Origin of the sequence: Porphyrobacter sp. YT40, assembly GCF_006542605.1 — a bacterium.
In the GTDB taxonomy this organism is placed as follows: domain Bacteria; phylum Pseudomonadota; class Alphaproteobacteria; order Sphingomonadales; family Sphingomonadaceae; genus Erythrobacter.
Genome location: NZ_CP041222.1, coordinates 1,019,400 through 1,035,213, shown reverse-complemented (window position 1 = coordinate 1,035,213; position 15,814 = coordinate 1,019,400). Strand labels below are relative to the sequence as shown.

The following is a 15,814-nucleotide window of genomic DNA, read 5'->3' as shown; positions in this document are numbered from 1 at the left end:
CTCATTGTGCGCCGAGCCAGATCAGCGTCGCCGCCAGGCGGCCACGATCTTCCTGGGCTTGAATCAATGCTTCACGGATGGTGTCGCGCGCTTCGGCCGCAGCCAGAACTTCGATCAGCGGAAATCTGCCGTTGCGGTAGCCAATCCGAACGAGGCGCAAGGCTTCCTCGGCTTGGGGCAAGGACGTCTCCGCGAGGGTCTCGACCCGCGCTTCGGCTGCCAGAAATTGTCCGCGAGCCTGCGTGACTTCGAGTTCGAAATCGGTGCGGGCAATCGCCTCCCGTGCCGTCGCGGCGCGAAGCCGCGCCTCGGCAGCAGCGATGTTTCCTTGGTTGCGATTACTGAACGGAAACGGGATCGAAACGCCTACGAGGAACGCCTGGTCTCTGCTTTCCTCGAACCGTCGGACACCGGCGGATATCGCCGGATCCGGAATGCCTAAAGAGCGTTCCCGGGCGATCGCGGCATCTGCAGCCTCGCGTTCGGCACGGGCGACCTGAAGACGTAAGGCCGAAGGCGAGGCGAGCAGCGTCGCCGGAGGTTCGATCTCGGGGAACACCGAAGGCACGTCCGTAGCAGGTGTTGCCTCGCCCCAAAGCGCGGCGAGCGCAGTCCTCGCCGCACGGTCGGCGGCCAGGGCCGCTTCAAGCTCCGCGAGCGCCTCCGCAAGTGCCGCTTCGGCACGAAGCGAGCGCAGGGGAGGCTCCCGTCCGACATCGACCAGTACGCCTGCGATCCTGGCAAGCTCGCGATTGCGCTCGACTATGTCCCGCGCGAGTTCCAATCGGGCTGCCGCGGAGACGGCTTCGACATAGCGTTCGCGTACCGATCGCCCTAGCTGAGCAACCGAGAGCGCTCCTGAAAGGGCCGCGACGCGCGCTTCCGCCTGGGCGGCGCGGACGCGCGCTCCCCGTTTGCCGCCCAATTCGAGCCGCTGGCTCAGGGACAAAGTGTACTCGGTGGCCTGCAATCCCGAAAATGCGCCGCTTCCGGCAATGTTTTCGGCTTCGAAAGCAATTTCGGGGTTGGGCCGCAGCCGCGCCTGGTCGACCAGGGCCCGCGCCGCGTCGGCTTCGGCCCGCGGTCCGATCAGGCGCGGATTTTCTGGGGGCTCATCTGCGCTGTCGACGATGCCCGCACGAGCGAGCGCAGCTTCGAGCGTCAGAAGCTCACGCTCCTGCGCCGCCACGGTCGTGGCTTGAGCGGCGAGGAACAGCCCTCCAAGGAGGACCCCTCGCCAATGAATGGCTGACATTTTTCGAAAATTCCTCTGCTGACGATCCGAACTGCGCTGCGGCATGCAGCGCGGTGACGGTTGTCAGGCGCGAGGGGGGCGCTTCAGTCGGTCGGTAATGTCGGAAGCGAGCGCTTCGGCGGGAGGCGCATCGGGAACCACGACCAAGTGAGGGACCGAATCCTTCTGCACGGTGCCGGCAAAGCTCGCCCCGTGATGGCAATGGCCGTGTCCACACACGCCGTGTTGCTCGGCCGGCGCATCCGGATCGCCCGGCACTTCGTCGGCGGCTGCGGATGACGCAGAAGCGCTATCGAGCGAAGCCAGAACGGGCGTGCTTCCGGGCGCCACTTCGGCACCGCAAGCAGCAGCATCCGCCGCCGTCACGAACACCATCGCGACCAGCATGAGCAGGACGACGAAAGGGTGCAGGACAAGGCGACGATAGCTTGTAGTCATGGATTCCAATGGCTCATAGCAAACCGCATCAAGATTGCAAGTTCCGCAACACGATGAAGTATAAGTCTTTTGTTACAGTATAACAGTCCTCGAATACTGTTTCGGTCTTTTAGAACGGCGCGATCAGGCCGCGCGAAGCTCGGGATGCGGATGCTCGCAGCGATGAACTTCGATCGTGACGTGCACATATTCTGCATGCTCTGAAAGTCGGCTGGCATAATTGTCGGGCGCGAGCGGATCATCGGCGATGAGCGAGGCGATGACTGCATACTTGCCAGGACCGATCCGCCAGATGTGCAGATCGCCGATCGCGGCGTCCCGGTCCTCGAGCGCCTCGCGCACCTCTGTGTACCGTTCAGAGGCCGCTTCGGCGTCGACAAGCACGGCAGCGGTATCGCGCAGCAGTGACCATGACCAGCGCCCGATCACGAAAGCACCCACCAGCCCCATTGCCGCGTCCATCCATGCCCAGCCGAGGTACATGCCGGCGAGAAGGGCCACGATAGCCAGGACGGAGGTCAGGGCATCGGCAAGCACGTGGAAATAGGCGGAGCGCAGATTGTTATCGGCATGCGCATGGTCGTGGTGATGATGATGGTCGTGATCATGCCCATGGTGATGATCGGCACCAAGCAGCCAGGCACTCGCGAGGTTCACCACGAGGCCGAGCACGGCGATCCAGATAGCCTCGGTATAGGCAATCGTGAGCGGACTGACGAACCTTTGAGCCGATTCAACCGCGATCCCGATTGCGAAGATGGCGAGGACAAGCGCGCTCGCGAAGCCGGCGAGGTCGCCCACCTTGCCGGTACCGAATGTGAAACGCGGGTTGTTCGCATGGCGCTTGGCAAACCAGTAGGCGAAGGCCGCGACGCCCAAGGCACCTGCATGGGTCGCCATGTGGATACCATCGGCGAGAAGCGCCATCGATCCAGTCCACAGCCCCGCAACAATTTCGATCACCATCATCGCGGCGGTCAAAGCGACAACATAGCGCGTGCGCTGCTCATGCGCGTCGTGCGAAGCGCTCAGAAAGTTGTGATCATGGGCGAGCGGTTTAGAGTCGGCGTGGTGCATGCGAGGCTGATAATCGGTATTACGGAAGGGCGAAACCTGAATGGAGCTTTCGACTCCGAGACCGAGGTGAATTTCGGACCTAGTAATTCCTTCCCGTCAGTCAGACCGAGAATCTGGTATTGCGAAAAGTAGGACCTCACTTCTCGCGATATCCGCTGCATTTACTCTCAATCCTACCTGTGCGATGAGCGTCAGCGTTTGAAAATCAACAAGATACGACAGGTATCCTATCGGTCCGATTCTGTTCATCCCGGGAAGGTCACAAGCTGGCCATGAATGCAAAAGTCATCACGAATTTCCAGCTTGGCAGCCGCGAATCCTCCTCGGCGCCGGATGTCTTGCCCTTGGCTACAGAGCATGCGCTGCAATCCGCCGGAGCTGCTTTCCATGCGCTCGCCGACACCATGCCGCAGATGGTTTGGTCGACTCTTCCCGACGGCTCCCACGATTATTACAATGCGCGCTGGTATGAATTCTCGGGTGTCCCTGTCGGATCAACCGACGGCGAAGGATGGGCCGGGATGTTTCATGAGGATGACCAGGCCGATGCATGGAATAAATGGAACCACAGCCTCGCTACCGGCGAACCGTACGAGGTTGAATATCGCCTGAGGCATCACAGCGGTGATTATCGCTGGATGATCGGTCGTGCGCTGCCGATCCTCAACGAGCAGGGTGAGATACAGCGCTGGATCGGCACTTGTACGGATATCGACGAGCAGAAGCGCACCGCCCTCCAAAACTGTTTGAAAGCGTCCAGGTCCTCAACGGCGCCAGCGCCTTCCTGAACGGTGCAGCACCGGGCGGATCGGGACTTGGCGGAAGCGTCAATCTGCAGCTCAAGAGGGCCGGAGACACCGACCTCAATCGCGTAACCGTTTCAGCCAGCGAGAATGCCCACTTCGGCGGCAGCTTCGATGTCGCTCGCCGCTTTGGCCAGAACGGCGAATGGGGCGTTCGCCTGAATGCAGCCTATCATGACGGCGAAACGTCGATCGACCGTGAAGATCGCCGCACTCAGGTCGTGGGCGGTGCGATCGATTATGACAGTGGCCCGCTACGGGCAGCTCTCGACCTGGCGTTCCAGAATGTCCGGATCGACGCCTTCCGGCCGAAGGTCACCGTCGGAAGCGCAACGATCCCCGCCGTTCCCGATGGCGATGCGAACTATGCGCAGGATTTCACCTACACCGAACTGCGCGATGTTTTCGGCGCGCTGGCCGTGGAATACGATCTTGCCGACAATGCATTGGCATACTTCAGGGCCGGTGCGCGCGACGGGCGCGAGGAGGGTATTTACGGCGGCATAACCGTTCTCGATGCCGCCAGCGGTGCTGCGAACGGCACGGCGCTGTTCGTCCCGCGGACCGACAACAACGAAGCGCTCGAAGCTGGCATCCGCGCGAAGCTGGGCGAAGCGATCACCCACGAGTTCAATTTCGGCGGCAATGCCAGCTGGCAGGTGAACCGCAACGCCTACGATTTTCGCTACGGACCGGGTTTTGCCGACTACGCCACCAATATCTACGACACCCCACAAGTGGACCTGCCTTCTTCGACCCTCGTCGGCGGCGACTTGGTTGATCCATTCCCGATTGCGCGGACGCGACTGTGGAGCGCTTTCGCATCGGACACGATGGGGATGATCGAAGATCGATTGCAGGTCACAGCGGGTCTGCGCCTGCAATCCATCAATGTGAAGAGCTACAGCTACTTCGGCGGCGACCTCGCGACGGAATATGATGATAGTGCGGTTACGCCCGTGATCGGCGTGGTCCTGCAGCCGTTCGATGGCCTATCGCTATACGGCAACCGGATCGAAGCACTCCAGCAAGGCCCGACAGCGCCGCTCGATCCGGCACTCGTAAACAATCCGGGCGAGGTTCTCGCCCCGCGCAAGTCGCTGCAGTACGAGGTTGGAGGCAAGCTGGCACTGGGCGATGTCTTCGTCGGTCTCGGCGCCTACCGCCTTGAGCGACCGGGAGAGGGTGTGCTTGCCGACGGCAGCTTCGGATACCTCGGGGATCAGACGCACCAAGGCATCGAGTTCACGGTCAACGGCGATCTGACACCCAGCCTGAGGCTGATCGGCGGCGCAGCTCTGACCGATGCGAAGCTCGTCAGCGGCAACGAGGTACCTGGCGTTTCCGAATACACCGCCAATGCAGACTTGGAGTGGGACTTGGGCTTTGTGCCTGGCGCGACGATCACAGCGCGTGCAGTGCACACGGGTCCGCAGTGGGTCGATGCCGCCAACACGCTCGAACTCGATAGCTGGACGCGTATCGATCTCGGTGCGCGCTACGTCTTCGCGGCGGACGACACGCCGGTCACGCTCCGCCTTTCGGCCGATAATATCACGAACGAAAAGTACTGGGCCAGCGCGTTCGACGTCTTTTCTGCCGCACTGCTGCAAGGAACCCCGCGCACAATCAAAGCCAGCATCTCTGCCGACTTCTAAGTTGGGCTGCGATGGGGCCGCTAGTGGTCAGTCCGGTCCTGGTCGACAAGGCGCAGATAGCGGACATTCGGCTTGCGACCCGTGAGCGGACATTGGTCGCATTACACCGCTGTGTGAAAGCAGTCGTTGGGTTGGAATGGAGAGAACTCCGGCGATCGGGTGCTGCTCAACCCAACATAGATCCGGCGTCGGAGGCAGCTGTAGGGTAAGCAAACATAGTCGATTTAATATCGTCCGCATTAAGCCCATGTCGGATGGCTAAGCCGAAGATATTGATCAGTTCGTCAGCGTCAGGGCCGACCAGGTGAGCCCCAAGGATGCGTCCTGTTCCAGTTTCGACCAGCACCTTGTGGCCGTAGATCTCTTCGTTCAGCCGCCTTGCCGAAAACCAACCTGGGTGCGATCCAGCATTCACCGTGAAATCCAAACCTGCCTCGTGCGCCTCGCTTTCCAGCATTCCGACCCGCGCCGCCGGCGGCTCCGTGAAAAGTGCACTAGGAACCCCACAATAGTTCGGAGCTCGGCCGCTATCTTCGAGTATGTTCTCAAGAACCACTTTGGCATCATGACTGGAGACCGGAGTCAGTGGCGGACCATTTGCAGCAGCGTCACCCGCCGCGAAGACTTTGGGGTTGCTTTGGCTTCGTAGTTGAGCGGTAAGCACCAAGCGACCCTCGTCACAGGCGACGTCTCCCGCCCCCAGATCGAGCGAACCGATCGCAGGGACTCTTCCGGCAGCGTGCACCACCAAGTCCCCTTCGATCCTGCGGTCGCCAGCATGGACGGTCAGAACGCCGCCTCTCTTCGCTACGCTGTTCACCTCGGCGTCCACGATTTCAATGCCGAGATCGTCGAAACTCGGCATGAGCCAATCGACCGTGTCAGGGTCGAAGGCTTTCAGAATGCGGCCTCGTTGGATGATGGTCACCTTTGCACCTGCCCGCGCCGCGAGGTGGGCAAATTCCGCAGCTATGTATCCACCGCCGACGAATACGATCCGATCTGGAAGGGTTTCGAGTTCTAGGAATGCATCGCTGTGGGTCAGCAACGGCTCGCCTTCGATGCCAAGTGATCGAGGCTCCGCCCCCGTCGCGATAAGAGCGTGGGAAAAACACAGTTCCGTCTCGCCTATCACGATCCGGCCGGGGCCAGCGAAGCGAGCCGTGCCGTGGAAGGTCGCGACGCCCTTTCGCTCGTAGCGAGCTTCCTGCTTTTCAGGGACGGGGTCGGTGAAGCTGCGCTTGAATGCCTGGAGGTCACCCCAGTCAATCGAAACAGAACCTTCGATACCCTTCCCCTTCAATCGCCTGTGTGCAGCGAGCGCTTCCTCTCCACTCACCATCATCTTTTTCGGATCGCACCCTCGGAGCGCGCATGTGCCACCGTAGGGCCTGTAATCGATAACCGCGCAACGCTTCCCGGCGTCGGCCATCTGGTGGACCGCGACCTGCGCAGCCGTTCCCGATCCGATCGCAATGAAATCGAAAGCCTCAGCCATTGCAGCAGTCCCCTTCCTGTATCGGAGGACAGCGAACTGTGCCGTAGGAGCAGAACACGCAGCAATCGCCGTGGAGCGGCTTGAGACGCACGCCGCAGCCCGTGCAAGTGTAGAAGAACATGCAGGCGTTGGTCGGCATTTCCATGTCTTCTTCATGACCGCATTCGGGGCAGCGCAAGCGCGAGATCAGGATCGGATCAGCCATAGAGGAAGGCACCTGTCAGCAGCGCAGCACCGATGGCAATCCCTATGGCGGTCAGCGCTCGATAGGTCGGTGATCCGCATGCACTGTCCGCCGGGCATGTTTGTGCCTGCCTAAACTGCCAGAGCAAACGGAGGGTCGCAGCGAGGAGAAGAGCCGACGCGAGGGTCAGCAGGGGGAGGCGATAGGGGGCTACGACAGGCGAGATGCTGCCAAGCCACGCGGAACCCACACCAACTGACGTAAGCGTCAATGGGAGTGCACAGCAAGCAGCTGCTCCGAAGGCAGCAAAGACACCGCTGCCCGCCGCTAATCCGTTCCACCATGTGCTGAAGCTGCGCACCAGTCGTCCCTTTCCAAAACCCGATTCCCGCAATTATTTACAGTCTGTAGCAACTACAGACTCAAGGGGTTTCGTGTGAAAATCGGTGATGTATCGAAACAGACCGGATGCAAAATCGAGACAATCCGATATTATGAGCGGATAGGAGTCATCGACCCGCCTCCACGAAGGGGCGCTTACCGCGACTACGGTCCTCGGGACATCGAGCGGCTGCGTTTCGTTCGGCGTGCGCGCGAACTCGGCTTCTCCCTTGAAGAGGTGCGGGCGCTGCTCGACCTCACACCGGGGCCCGATGTGCATTGCGATCAAGTGCAATCAATCGCGGAACAGCATCTCGGGAACGTCCGCGCCAAGCTGGCGGACCTTGCGCGCATGGAAACTGCTCTGACAAAATTGATCAGGCAGTGTGGCACTACCAGTGATGATCGGTGCCCGGTATTGGAAAGCTTAGCCGGCGAAGGCTAATCCAGCAGATCCAAGCTACGGACCAACGTTCCATCCAACACTCACAATTGACTCAGCCTGCCAGAGCAGAAAAGCAAGCGGTCCGCTTTCGGGCACCTTGCTATGCGCGGGCTACGTCCAGAATCCGGGCGTATTGTGTTGAAAAACTCTGCCACCCGTTTTGGTCGGTAACACTAGAACTTTGGCACGCCTCGTAGTGTAACAATGATTCAAGCGGCAAGCTCACTCTGAATTTTTGTTGCCCGAAATTAACCTCCGGCGCGGCGGGGCCGACTTTTTCAACACAATACGGGCGTAAAGCTGACATTGATATCGCCCAACTCGCATAGGGAGAAATTGAATTTGGAGTCCCGAAAAAGGCATCGAACCAATGCATTAGACGGCTTTTGAGGGCCTTTTGAGGGCTTTTTGGAGACGACCGAATTCCTAGCTATCTGATAAGACGTAAAAAATTATTTCGAATGTGATGCCTCTTCTGGCACCAAAACTCCTGCGGGAGTGGCATCAAAAATCTTGAAAAAACCGCAGAAATCTGCCATTTTTGGCTGGATTTTGATGCCGCGTGTTTCACGCTGTTTCAGGCCGTGCCCCCACAATCAGGGGCATGGAGCGGGGCATATGCCCCCACATGCCCCTTTCTGGCGAAAGGTCATGCCCCCAAATGGCACTGACAGCCTTGCAAATCCGAGCTTTTTCGCCCGGTGCTACCGCCTACAAGCGCGCCGATGAGCGCGGCCTCTACCTCGAAATCTTCCCCAACGGTTCCAAGCTCTGGCGGCTGAAGTATTACGTAGGCGGCAAAGAAAAGAGGATCGCTCTTGGTGCCTGGCCCGAAGTTAGTCTTCAAGCGGCCCGCCTCGAGCGCGACGAACTCAGGCTGCGTATTGCCAAGGGTGAAGACCCTGCTCTGACGCGAAAGAAGAACAAAGCGACGGCCAAAATCAGCGCCGCCAACACCTTCGAGTCAGTTGCCCGCGAGTACATCGAGAACAAGATGGTCGGCGAAGGCCGCGCCGAGGCCACCCTGCTCAAGGCTCGCTGGTTCCTAGACCTGCTCAAACCAGCGATCGGGCACATGCCGATTTCGGATGTCGACCCGCAGATGATGCTGGCCCCGCTCAAGAAGTTGGAGGCGCGAGGCAACCGCGAGACCGCCAAGAAGTGCCGCTCCTTCGCGAGCCGGGTGTTCCGATATGGCGCTGCCACCGGCCGCTGCACCACGGACCCGACGGCCATCCTCAAAGGTGCGCTGCTGACACCGCAAGCGCGCCACTACGCGGCGATCCTCGAACCGGAGAAGCTCGGCGAACTTCTGCGCGCCATTGACGCGTTCGAATGCTACCTTTCCAAGAGCTTCCCGGTACGATTGATGCAGGTCTTCGCCGACGAGGATGGTAATCTTCGCTCCGAGGCGATGAGCGACGGAGAGGGCAATCCCGTTTTCTGCCCGCGCGCAATTGCTGCGCGCGATGCGCTGATCGAACAGCTTGTCGCGCCGATCGCGAAACAGGCAAGGCCGGTTCCGGCAAGCGCAGCAGCGAGGGGAGATGGGAGAAGGCTCATTGGCCGGGTTCCTCCTTGTCGGTGGGAAGTTGCTCAAAGCCGGCGAGCGCAAGGCTGAGGCCACGCTTCGACCAGCGGAAACGGAAGGAGCGGCGCTGGCTCGCGATCACCTGCGCGCCGACAAAGGTCTTGAGCGTGCCGGTGAGCGGCGGCTATATTACACCCCAAAAGCGACCGCCGAGCACGAATATGGCCGCATGATTCTTCAAGAGATCGCACACCTGCGTGGAGCAATGAGAGCTTCCGGATCAGATCGGCTTAATGCCTTCGAATTGGACATCGGCAGCGTGTCCCCGCCAGATGGGCCTTTCAACGTTTTCCGCCAACGCAAAGCCAAAAGATGCGAAATTCCCCAAGTGACTGAGAGCTTCGCATTGCTTAGCGATGGCCTCTACGTTGCTCGGGATCTGAGCCACCTTTTCTGGATATCGCGCTGCTCGTACGATTACCCACTCGGGTCCATTGTCTCCGACAAATCAGATGTTCGGATCGACGTTGGGATTTGAGTGAGTGGACATGATCTCGAAACCCTTCCTTTGGAGCCATTGCTTGACAACTTGAACTGCAAAATCAAGTAGTTCCCAGTCGGTAACCTCAATGAGTTCATCTGAGGCCAGGGAAAACGGATCGACCGATTGCGCGTTTCTAAGGTCGATCAAGCCCCAACCGCCCAACTGCGGTTTCCAGCCTGTCAGCGTCCTTCCCATCGGCCAGAGGTGACCTTCCCCCCGAAAAGTGGTCCGTTTTGAGAGTTAGGATTTCGGCTATTTACGGCTTGAAAGGGGCTGATGAATGGCACGGAAGAGATACACGCCGGAACAGATTATCGGGATACTGCGTGAGGCCGAAGTTCGGCTCTCGCACGGAGAGAAGATCGGGGAGATCAGCCGATCGCTGGGGATTTCGGAGCAGAGTTACTATCGCTGGCGACGCGAGTACGGTGGGCTGAAGGTCAGCCAGGCTCGGCGATTGAAGGATCTCAAGAAGGAGAACCAGCGGCTCAGGAAGGCGGTGTCTGTGGTTCAACGATGGATCATGCGTGAGGCTGCGTCCGCAATATAGTGGCCATGTGTGGAGCTACGACTTCGTCATGGATCGCACCCATGACGGCAAGGCCTTCCGCATGCTTACCGTGATCGACGAGTACAGCCGCCAGTGCCTGGCGATCCATGTCCAGCGCAAGCTCAAGAGCGATGATGTCCTGGCCGTGCTGACCGAGCTGTTCCAACGCCATGGTCCGCCTGATCACATCCGTAGCGATAATGGCGCTGAGTTCACTTCTCATGCCGTGCGCGACTGGCTCTGGCGGATTGGTGTGAAGACTCTCTACATCGAACCCGGATCACCATGGGAGAATGGCTACAACGAATCCTTCAACGGCAAGCTCAGGGATGAGCTTCTCAACGGGGAGATCTTCTACACTCTGAAGGAGGCAATCATCCTGATCGAGCGCTGGCGTATCCACTACAACACCGTCCGGCCACACTCTTCGCTGGGCTACCAGCCGCCGGCCCCACAAACGATCTTGCCTCGTCCTGCCATGCTGCCTTACGCTGCGCTCCAGGCCGCCCAGCAGGGCGACCCCAACCGCCGGAACTCTAACTTAACCGGTGGACCACCCTGATGGGGCAGGTCAGCAGCATGGTGGCGGCAGGCACCGCTTCGGCAGGTTTCTGTTCGGTCATTTCCACTCTTCTCCCTTGATGTAGCCAATATCGGTGCCGGGCGGCCGTGGTCTAAGCGTTCATTGTGTGTGGTCTTATCAGTTCCATCTAGGAATGAGTGCTATTCCCGCGAAAGCCAGAACAATTCCTGCCAGTAACAACGATTGGTCGGCCAGCAATGCGGCAGAGATGATCAACGCTGCCACCACCGGACCCTTGACGGGGGTGCTGCGGTCCTCTTCCCGCGTCAGATGGTTCAGACTGGCTGGGTCGATGGATACCTGAATCGTACCTGATCGAGCGACCGAGGCAACGTTATCGATTAGCTCGGGCAGCGATGCCGAGAAATCAAGCAGGCCACTGCGGACCTTGGCCAAATGATCCCGCGCGGCTCCGATCGAAAATCGCTCGGCAAACAATTGCATCACGATCGGCTTCGTTTCTTCGGCGATATTGTAGTCCGGCGCCAAAGAGCGAACGAAGCCCTCTGCGGTCAGCAGGGTGCGCAGCAAAATAGCGAGGTCGGGCGGCAATACGAGGCGATAATCGCGCAACAATCCGAAAACCCGATCGAAAATTGCCGCGAATTCTATCCCGGCAAGAGCTGTGCCGCTAAATTCCGCGATCAGCTCATCCAGGTCCATCACCAATTGCGCGCGATCCACGAGTGGATTGCCTGCCCAGTCGAGCAGCAGATCGGCCACCTTGTCTATCTGTCCGTTCGCGATAGCGAAAATCAGTCGGACGATTTCCTGACGCCGCGCGCCGCTGAGAAAGCCGACCGAGCCGAAATCGATGAAGCCTACCTGGTTCCCTTCCATCCAGAAGACGTTGCCGGGATGCGGGTCGCCATGAAACTCTCCATTGAGAAGGATCATCCGTAGCACTGCATCGGCATAGCGCTTCGCGAACTGGGCATTCCCTGCCGGATCAGTTGCCGGGTGCCGCGACGCGGGCTTTCCGCCCAGGGCTTCCTGCACATTGATCGTCAAGCCTGTGAGTTCCCAGTGGATCGCGGGCGTCTTCACCCCAAGCATCTCCAGATAACCGCCAATCCTTTCACAGGCACGTGCTTCTGCCGCCAGGTCCATCTCCCGCGCTAAATTCTTGGCGAATGTCTGAAGGAATTCCACGGGTCGATAGCGAGCAATGTCGCTTGACCGACGCTCGGCGAGGCCCGCGAGCCGTGTCAACAGCCTCATGTCCGCCTCGATCCTGGACGCCATGCCGGGTCGGCGGATTTTCACGATAGTCTCGCTTCCGTCCAGCAGGGTTGCGACATAAGTCTGCGCGATAGAGGCTGAGGCGATCGGGTTTCTCTCGAAAGCGGCGAATTCACGTTCCCAGTCGCTGCCCCAAGCCGATACAATCACCGGTTCGATCTTATCGAACGGCAGCGGTTCCACCTGGTCGTGGAGAGTGCCGAACGCGGAAATCCAGGGTTGTGTAAACAGATCGCTTCTGGTCGCCAGGAGCTGGCCAAGCTTTATTCCGACAGGGCCGACATCGCGCAACAGCGCCACCACCGATGCAGGACGCAAGTCCTCGGTATCTGGCTCATTCTCCGAAACCGGCATAAAGCCAAGCAAGCTTCCGAGATTTTTCAGACCGTGCCGGGCGAAAATCTGACCGAGTTCTGCTAGCCGCGTCAGTTCACCGACACTGTTTTCCAGATCATGCTTCATCGGCTTTCTTCGCAAGTGTCAGCCTGCTTCTGATTCTCCGCAACTTTTCGAAGCATCGTACGCAGGAGGTCGATTTGAGGCGCAGACATTCCCTTCCAGAGAATTTCGTGGAGTCGATCAGCCGCTTCGCGCAGTTCCGGCCAGATGGTTCTTACTTGCTCGGTGAGGTGGAGGTTCCAAACCCTTCGATCGTGCGCCGCCCGCTCTCGCTCGATCAAACCTTTTTCAACCAAAACTGCGACAGCCTGTCCTATCGTCGCCGATTCAAGCTCGAGCAGGCGAGAAATCTCGGTCTGTGTTAGCGTAGGTTCTCGCAACAAGGACGCGATGATCCGCCATTGTGTTTGATTGAGGTCGAGCCCCACGATCAGAGCGTCGAAGGTCCGCCGAGCGGTCCTGTTCACCTCTTCTAGCAAATAAAGGATGTCATCCTTTTCGTTGGGGGCGTAATCACGTATCTCATCTTTCGGCATATGCTTATCCATAGCGCTATCTTGGAAGGCTCGCGCATGCCTGGCGTGTTCAAGCTCAGCGTCAACCATATTCGCTAGCAGTGCCGCCATGCAAACACTCGCTGATTTCACGCTACAGCAGAAACTGAATCCGATGGTCGCTCAAGCTGATAAGGAACCGAACGGCGCTGGGTGAGTGCGGGGGCTCCGGCCACCTCGCCTGCCACGACTGCCGGGATGTTATGATCGCATGCGCTCGGCGTCCCTCATCTGAGCATCAGACCCCCTGAAGGGCAAACGCGGGCGTGAACGCGGGGCATGGGCTCGATTTCGAGTGATTATGGCTCGCTGCCCAGATTGTCATGCATCCTAGCCAGCGATCCGCGTAAGCGCTCCAGTTCCCCAAAACGGATCCCCCCGAGCAAGCGAGCATACATTGCATCAGCTTCTACTCGCATCTTGGGAAGTAGCTCGATTGCGGCAGGGCGTAAATGAACCCGCCAAACGCGCCTGTCGTTCTTCGCGCCTGCGTCTTTCCACCAGCTCAAGTTCTTCCAGGCGATCAATAGTCTGGCCGATGCTAGCGCGCTCTAGCTTCAGTTCCCGAGCCAGCTCTGTCTGGGTCATGCCTGGGCTCCGAAAGATAAGCCAATATACTCCATTGCGTCCGCGTGAGCCCGAATTGTTCAACCGAAGAATCGGCGGTCCTGCGCAAACGCCGGGTCACTTCCTCCATAAGAAAGAACAGCCGATCGGTATCGGTGAGGGAACTTGCCCCCCTTTGTATCCGCGTCATAGCCCGTCATGGCAGCCATCTAGGGCAACCTACCATAGCGGATCAGGAAATAAAGCCGTTTACTGTAAATCGATTTACAATATGAGGTTGCGGTATGCAGTCGCAAACTTTCCATATCGGGGGAGATGGTGGCATCTCCATAGCAGCCGAAGCGACCGGAAATGCCGATGCTTTACCGGTCTTGCTCGCGCACGGGGGCGGCCAGACCCGTCACGCATGGAAACGTGTCACAGCCGATCTCGCCAATGCGGGATTTCGTCCGATCGCAATTGATATGCGCGGTCATGGCGACAGCGAATGGTCTGCCGAGGGCGCTTACGAAACGCGCGACTTCGCTTCAGATCTCGTTGCGATCGCTTCAAAAATGGACCGCAAGCCAGCGCTCGTCGGGGCCTCCCTTGGCGGGTTGGCCGGACTGATCGCCGAAGGACACCTTGCGCCGGGCCGCTTCGCGTCGCTCACTCTCGTCGACATCGCGCCGCGTATGGAGACGGGGGGCGTTATGCGCGTAGTCGGCTTTATGGAGGAGCACGTGGAGACCGGTTTCTCTTCACCGGACGAAGCGGCAGAGGTCATCGCGCGCTACATGCCACATCGCCGCAAGCGCGGAGCCGGCAAGGGCTTACGGCGCTATCTGCGAGAGAAGGAAGACGGCCGCTACTACTGGCATTGGGATCCGGCCTTTATCCGCAACATCACACTAGCCAAGCGAAGCGATCCGGCTCATCAGGAACGCCAGTTTGATGCGCTGAACGATGCAGCCAGCAGGCTTTCGCTGCCATTGCATATTATTCGCGGCGGATCGAGCGATCTGGTTTCCGAAGACGCGGTCGCGCAATTGCTCGAACTTGTTCCACACGCTGAATACACCGACATCGCAGAGGCAACACATATGGTGGTTGGCGATGCCAACGATGCCTTTTCGGCAGCGATACTCGATTTTCTCAAGCGTAATCACAGTCCGCAGGGAGCCGTTACATGACCGATAATCTGACAAGGATCGATCCTAAGCGCCTCGAAGAGATCCTGCAGATTGCCCCGTTTCACCGGTGGCTTGGCCTCACTTTACGGTCATGCTCGAACGAGCAGCTTGAACTGGAGATGCCTTGGCGCGACGAGATCGTGTCAAACCCGGCAATCGGTTCAGCGCATGGCGGCGTGCTCGCCTCTCTGATCGATTTAACCGGGCTCTACACCTTATTGTCGCAAGGTACAGGGGCCAAGGCGACCGCCGATCTGAGGGTCGACTACCACCGCCCGGCAACCTCGGGACCACTCGTAGCATCGGGCAAAATAATCAAGATCGGTAAAAATATCTCGGTCGCTGAAACACGTGTATACGGTCCTACTGGCAACCTTTTGGCTAGCGGCCGCGGTGCCTACGTATGCTAACAGCGTTATCCTAATGGAACTAACTGCAGGGCGAAAATTAGCAGGTCTGTTCCTCGAAGACCTGCAAAATAGTCCCACGACTTTCAGAGCGAATTGCGTCGCGATAGCCGCCTTCCAATGAGTGACGTGACCCCCTGATCTTCCCCCCAGCCGGGATTAGAGCCGAGCTGCGTTGATGCGTATGAGCGCGGTTGAAGCAATGGGCTGCGCAGCGGAGCCCGTAGGGCGTGGCGAAGCAGGCCATTGCTTATCTAGTTCGGCGGCGAACGCCGCCGATGTCGCGTAGCCAAGGGATGAGGGCGGTCTCTCTCGGTTGTAGTCTTCCACCTGACCTGCCCCATCAGGGTGGTCCACCGGTTAAGTTAGAGTTCCGGCGGTTGGGGTCGCCCTGCTGGGCGGCCTGGAGCGCAGCGTAAGGCAGCATGGCAGGACGAGGCAAGATTGTTTGTGGGGCCGGCGGCTGGTAGCCCAGCGAAGAGGGATTCATGCAGCGAACACCGCTGCCGGCCTCTCCCTATCACAT

Annotated in this window: 15 protein-coding genes and 4 pseudogenes; 7 read left to right on the top strand and 12 right to left on the bottom strand. The window is 59.2% G+C overall.

Annotation, left to right across the window (positions count from 1 at the left end; genetic code table 11):
* Position 1: 1 nt before the first annotated feature.
* The 3 genes from E2E27_RS04875 to dmeF form a co-directional block, all read right to left on the bottom strand.
* On the bottom strand, positions 2-1,255 hold the full coding sequence (locus tag E2E27_RS04875) for a TolC family protein (protein WP_141457928.1): 1,254 nt from the start codon (positions 1,253-1,255) through the stop codon (positions 2-4).
* A 63-nt stretch (positions 1,256-1,318) separates the two neighbouring features.
* On the bottom strand, positions 1,319-1,693 hold the full coding sequence (locus E2E27_RS04870) for a hypothetical protein (RefSeq protein ID WP_067463363.1): 375 nt from the start codon (positions 1,691-1,693) through the stop codon (positions 1,319-1,321).
* 123 nt (positions 1,694-1,816) lie between these two features.
* A complete protein-coding gene (gene dmeF / locus E2E27_RS04865; RefSeq protein WP_141457927.1) occupies positions 1,817-2,770 on the bottom strand; it encodes a CDF family Co(II)/Ni(II) efflux transporter DmeF in 954 nt (317 codons plus the stop codon).
* A gap of 383 nt (positions 2,771-3,153) precedes the next feature.
* Between dmeF and E2E27_RS04860 the strand changes: the two are divergent.
* Positions 3,154-3,495: pseudogene (locus E2E27_RS04860) on the top strand (PAS domain-containing protein); the annotation flags it as partial.
* Positions 3,471-5,231 (top strand): TonB-dependent receptor, encoded by a 1,761-nt coding sequence (locus tag E2E27_RS04855; RefSeq protein ID WP_234036189.1) that lies wholly within the window; start codon positions 3,471-3,473, stop codon positions 5,229-5,231. The pseudogene E2E27_RS04860 and the gene E2E27_RS04855, both read left to right, overlap by 25 nt.
* A gap of 166 nt (positions 5,232-5,397) precedes the next feature.
* On the opposite strand, the gene E2E27_RS04850 is transcribed toward E2E27_RS04855, so the two are convergent.
* Genes E2E27_RS04850 through E2E27_RS04840 form a run of 3 tightly spaced genes read right to left on the bottom strand, consistent with a single transcriptional unit; the run spans position 5,398 to position 7,274 of the window.
* Positions 5,398-6,729: a dihydrolipoyl dehydrogenase family protein gene (locus E2E27_RS04850; RefSeq protein WP_046903607.1), complete on the bottom strand. Its 1,332-nt coding sequence runs from the start codon at positions 6,727-6,729 to the stop codon at positions 5,398-5,400.
* Positions 6,722-6,934, bottom strand: coding sequence for a GDCCVxC domain-containing (seleno)protein (locus E2E27_RS04845; RefSeq protein WP_053833516.1), 213 nt, complete (start codon positions 6,932-6,934; stop codon positions 6,722-6,724). The genes E2E27_RS04850 and E2E27_RS04845 overlap by 8 nt, the downstream gene beginning before the upstream one ends.
* Complete coding sequence (locus tag E2E27_RS04840; RefSeq protein ID WP_082347936.1) at positions 6,927-7,274, bottom strand: mercuric transporter MerT family protein; 348 nt, start codon at positions 7,272-7,274, stop codon at positions 6,927-6,929. The genes E2E27_RS04845 and E2E27_RS04840 overlap by 8 nt, the downstream gene beginning before the upstream one ends.
* A 75-nt stretch (positions 7,275-7,349) precedes the next feature.
* Between E2E27_RS04840 and E2E27_RS04835 the strand changes: the two genes are divergently transcribed.
* Entirely contained in the window at positions 7,350-7,739 is a 390-nt protein-coding gene (locus tag E2E27_RS04835) for a MerR family transcriptional regulator (protein ID WP_046903606.1), read from the top strand.
* A gap of 661 nt (positions 7,740-8,400) precedes the next feature.
* A complete protein-coding gene (locus E2E27_RS04830) occupies positions 8,401-9,360 on the top strand; it encodes a tyrosine-type recombinase/integrase (RefSeq protein WP_141457926.1) in 960 nt (319 codons plus the stop codon).
* On the opposite strand, the pseudogene E2E27_RS04825 reads toward E2E27_RS04830, so the two are convergent.
* Positions 9,299-9,448, bottom strand: a pseudogene (locus E2E27_RS04825) (TraE/TraK family type IV conjugative transfer system protein); the annotation flags it as partial. The gene E2E27_RS04830 and the pseudogene E2E27_RS04825 sit on opposite strands and share 62 nt — an antisense overlap.
* Positions 9,449-9,778: 330 nt before the next feature.
* Entirely contained in the window at positions 9,779-10,009 is a 231-nt protein-coding gene (locus tag E2E27_RS04820; protein WP_006834202.1) for a DUF8840 domain-containing protein, read from the bottom strand.
* A gap of 85 nt (positions 10,010-10,094) precedes the next feature.
* Here E2E27_RS04820 and E2E27_RS04815 point away from each other — a divergent pair.
* Positions 10,095-10,926: pseudogene (locus E2E27_RS04815) on the top strand (IS3 family transposase).
* 138 nt (positions 10,927-11,064) lie between these two features.
* Here the strand turns inward: E2E27_RS04815 and E2E27_RS04810 are convergent.
* From E2E27_RS04810 to E2E27_RS18995, 3 genes are all read right to left on the bottom strand, one after another.
* On the bottom strand, positions 11,065-12,651 hold the full coding sequence (locus E2E27_RS04810; protein ID WP_006834199.1) for an ABC1 kinase family protein: 1,587 nt from the start codon (positions 12,649-12,651) through the stop codon (positions 11,065-11,067).
* On the bottom strand, positions 12,648-13,214 hold the full coding sequence (locus E2E27_RS04805; protein WP_006834198.1) for a MarR family winged helix-turn-helix transcriptional regulator: 567 nt from the start codon (positions 13,212-13,214) through the stop codon (positions 12,648-12,650). Before E2E27_RS04805 ends, E2E27_RS04810 begins: the two co-directional genes overlap by 4 nt.
* A gap of 330 nt (positions 13,215-13,544) precedes the next feature.
* Complete coding sequence (locus E2E27_RS18995; RefSeq protein WP_228135198.1) at positions 13,545-13,730, bottom strand: MarR family transcriptional regulator; 186 nt, start codon at positions 13,728-13,730, stop codon at positions 13,545-13,547.
* Between the two features lie 263 nt (positions 13,731-13,993).
* Here E2E27_RS18995 and E2E27_RS04795 point away from each other — a divergent pair, with 263 nt between their 5' ends.
* Complete coding sequence (locus E2E27_RS04795) at positions 13,994-14,881, top strand: alpha/beta fold hydrolase (protein WP_011415890.1); 888 nt, start codon at positions 13,994-13,996, stop codon at positions 14,879-14,881.
* The gene (locus E2E27_RS04790; RefSeq protein ID WP_006834195.1) at positions 14,878-15,291 is read left to right on the top strand and encodes a hotdog fold thioesterase; all 414 of its coding nucleotides are present in this window, start codon (positions 14,878-14,880) and stop codon (positions 15,289-15,291) included. The genes E2E27_RS04795 and E2E27_RS04790 overlap by 4 nt, the downstream gene beginning before the upstream one ends.
* A gap of 156 nt (positions 15,292-15,447) precedes the next feature.
* Here E2E27_RS04790 and E2E27_RS04785 read toward each other — a convergent pair.
* Positions 15,448-15,627, bottom strand: a pseudogene (locus tag E2E27_RS04785) (IS3 family transposase); the annotation flags it as partial.
* Positions 15,628-15,814: the final 187 nt, after the last annotated feature.

Bases quoted from the DNA above. Each gene is read 5' to 3' on its own strand.
- E2E27_RS04875 (WP_141457928.1), bottom strand. From the start codon at position 1,255: ATGTCAGCCATTCATTGGCGAGGGGTCCTCCTTGGAGGGCTGTTCCTC.
- E2E27_RS04870 (WP_067463363.1), bottom strand. From the start codon at position 1,693: ATGACTACAAGCTATCGTCGCCTTGTCCTGCACCCTTTCGTCGTCCTG.
- dmeF (WP_141457927.1), bottom strand. From the start codon at position 2,770: ATGCACCACGCCGACTCTAAACCGCTCGCCCATGATCACAACTTTCTG.
- E2E27_RS04850 (WP_046903607.1), bottom strand. From the start codon at position 6,729: ATGGCTGAGGCTTTCGATTTCATTGCGATCGGATCGGGAACGGCTGCG.
- E2E27_RS04845 (WP_053833516.1), bottom strand. From the start codon at position 6,934: ATGGCTGATCCGATCCTGATCTCGCGCTTGCGCTGCCCCGAATGCGGT.
- E2E27_RS04830 (WP_141457926.1), top strand. From the start codon at position 8,401: ATGGCACTGACAGCCTTGCAAATCCGAGCTTTTTCGCCCGGTGCTACC.
- E2E27_RS04820 (WP_006834202.1), bottom strand. From the start codon at position 10,009: ATGGGAAGGACGCTGACAGGCTGGAAACCGCAGTTGGGCGGTTGGGGC.
- E2E27_RS04810 (WP_006834199.1), bottom strand. From the start codon at position 12,651: ATGAAGCATGATCTGGAAAACAGTGTCGGTGAACTGACGCGGCTAGCA.
- E2E27_RS04805 (WP_006834198.1), bottom strand. From the start codon at position 13,214: ATGGCGGCACTGCTAGCGAATATGGTTGACGCTGAGCTTGAACACGCC.
- E2E27_RS18995 (WP_228135198.1), bottom strand. From the start codon at position 13,730: ATGACCCAGACAGAGCTGGCTCGGGAACTGAAGCTAGAGCGCGCTAGC.
- E2E27_RS04795 (WP_011415890.1), top strand. From the start codon at position 13,994: ATGCAGTCGCAAACTTTCCATATCGGGGGAGATGGTGGCATCTCCATA.
- E2E27_RS04790 (WP_006834195.1), top strand. From the start codon at position 14,878: ATGACCGATAATCTGACAAGGATCGATCCTAAGCGCCTCGAAGAGATC.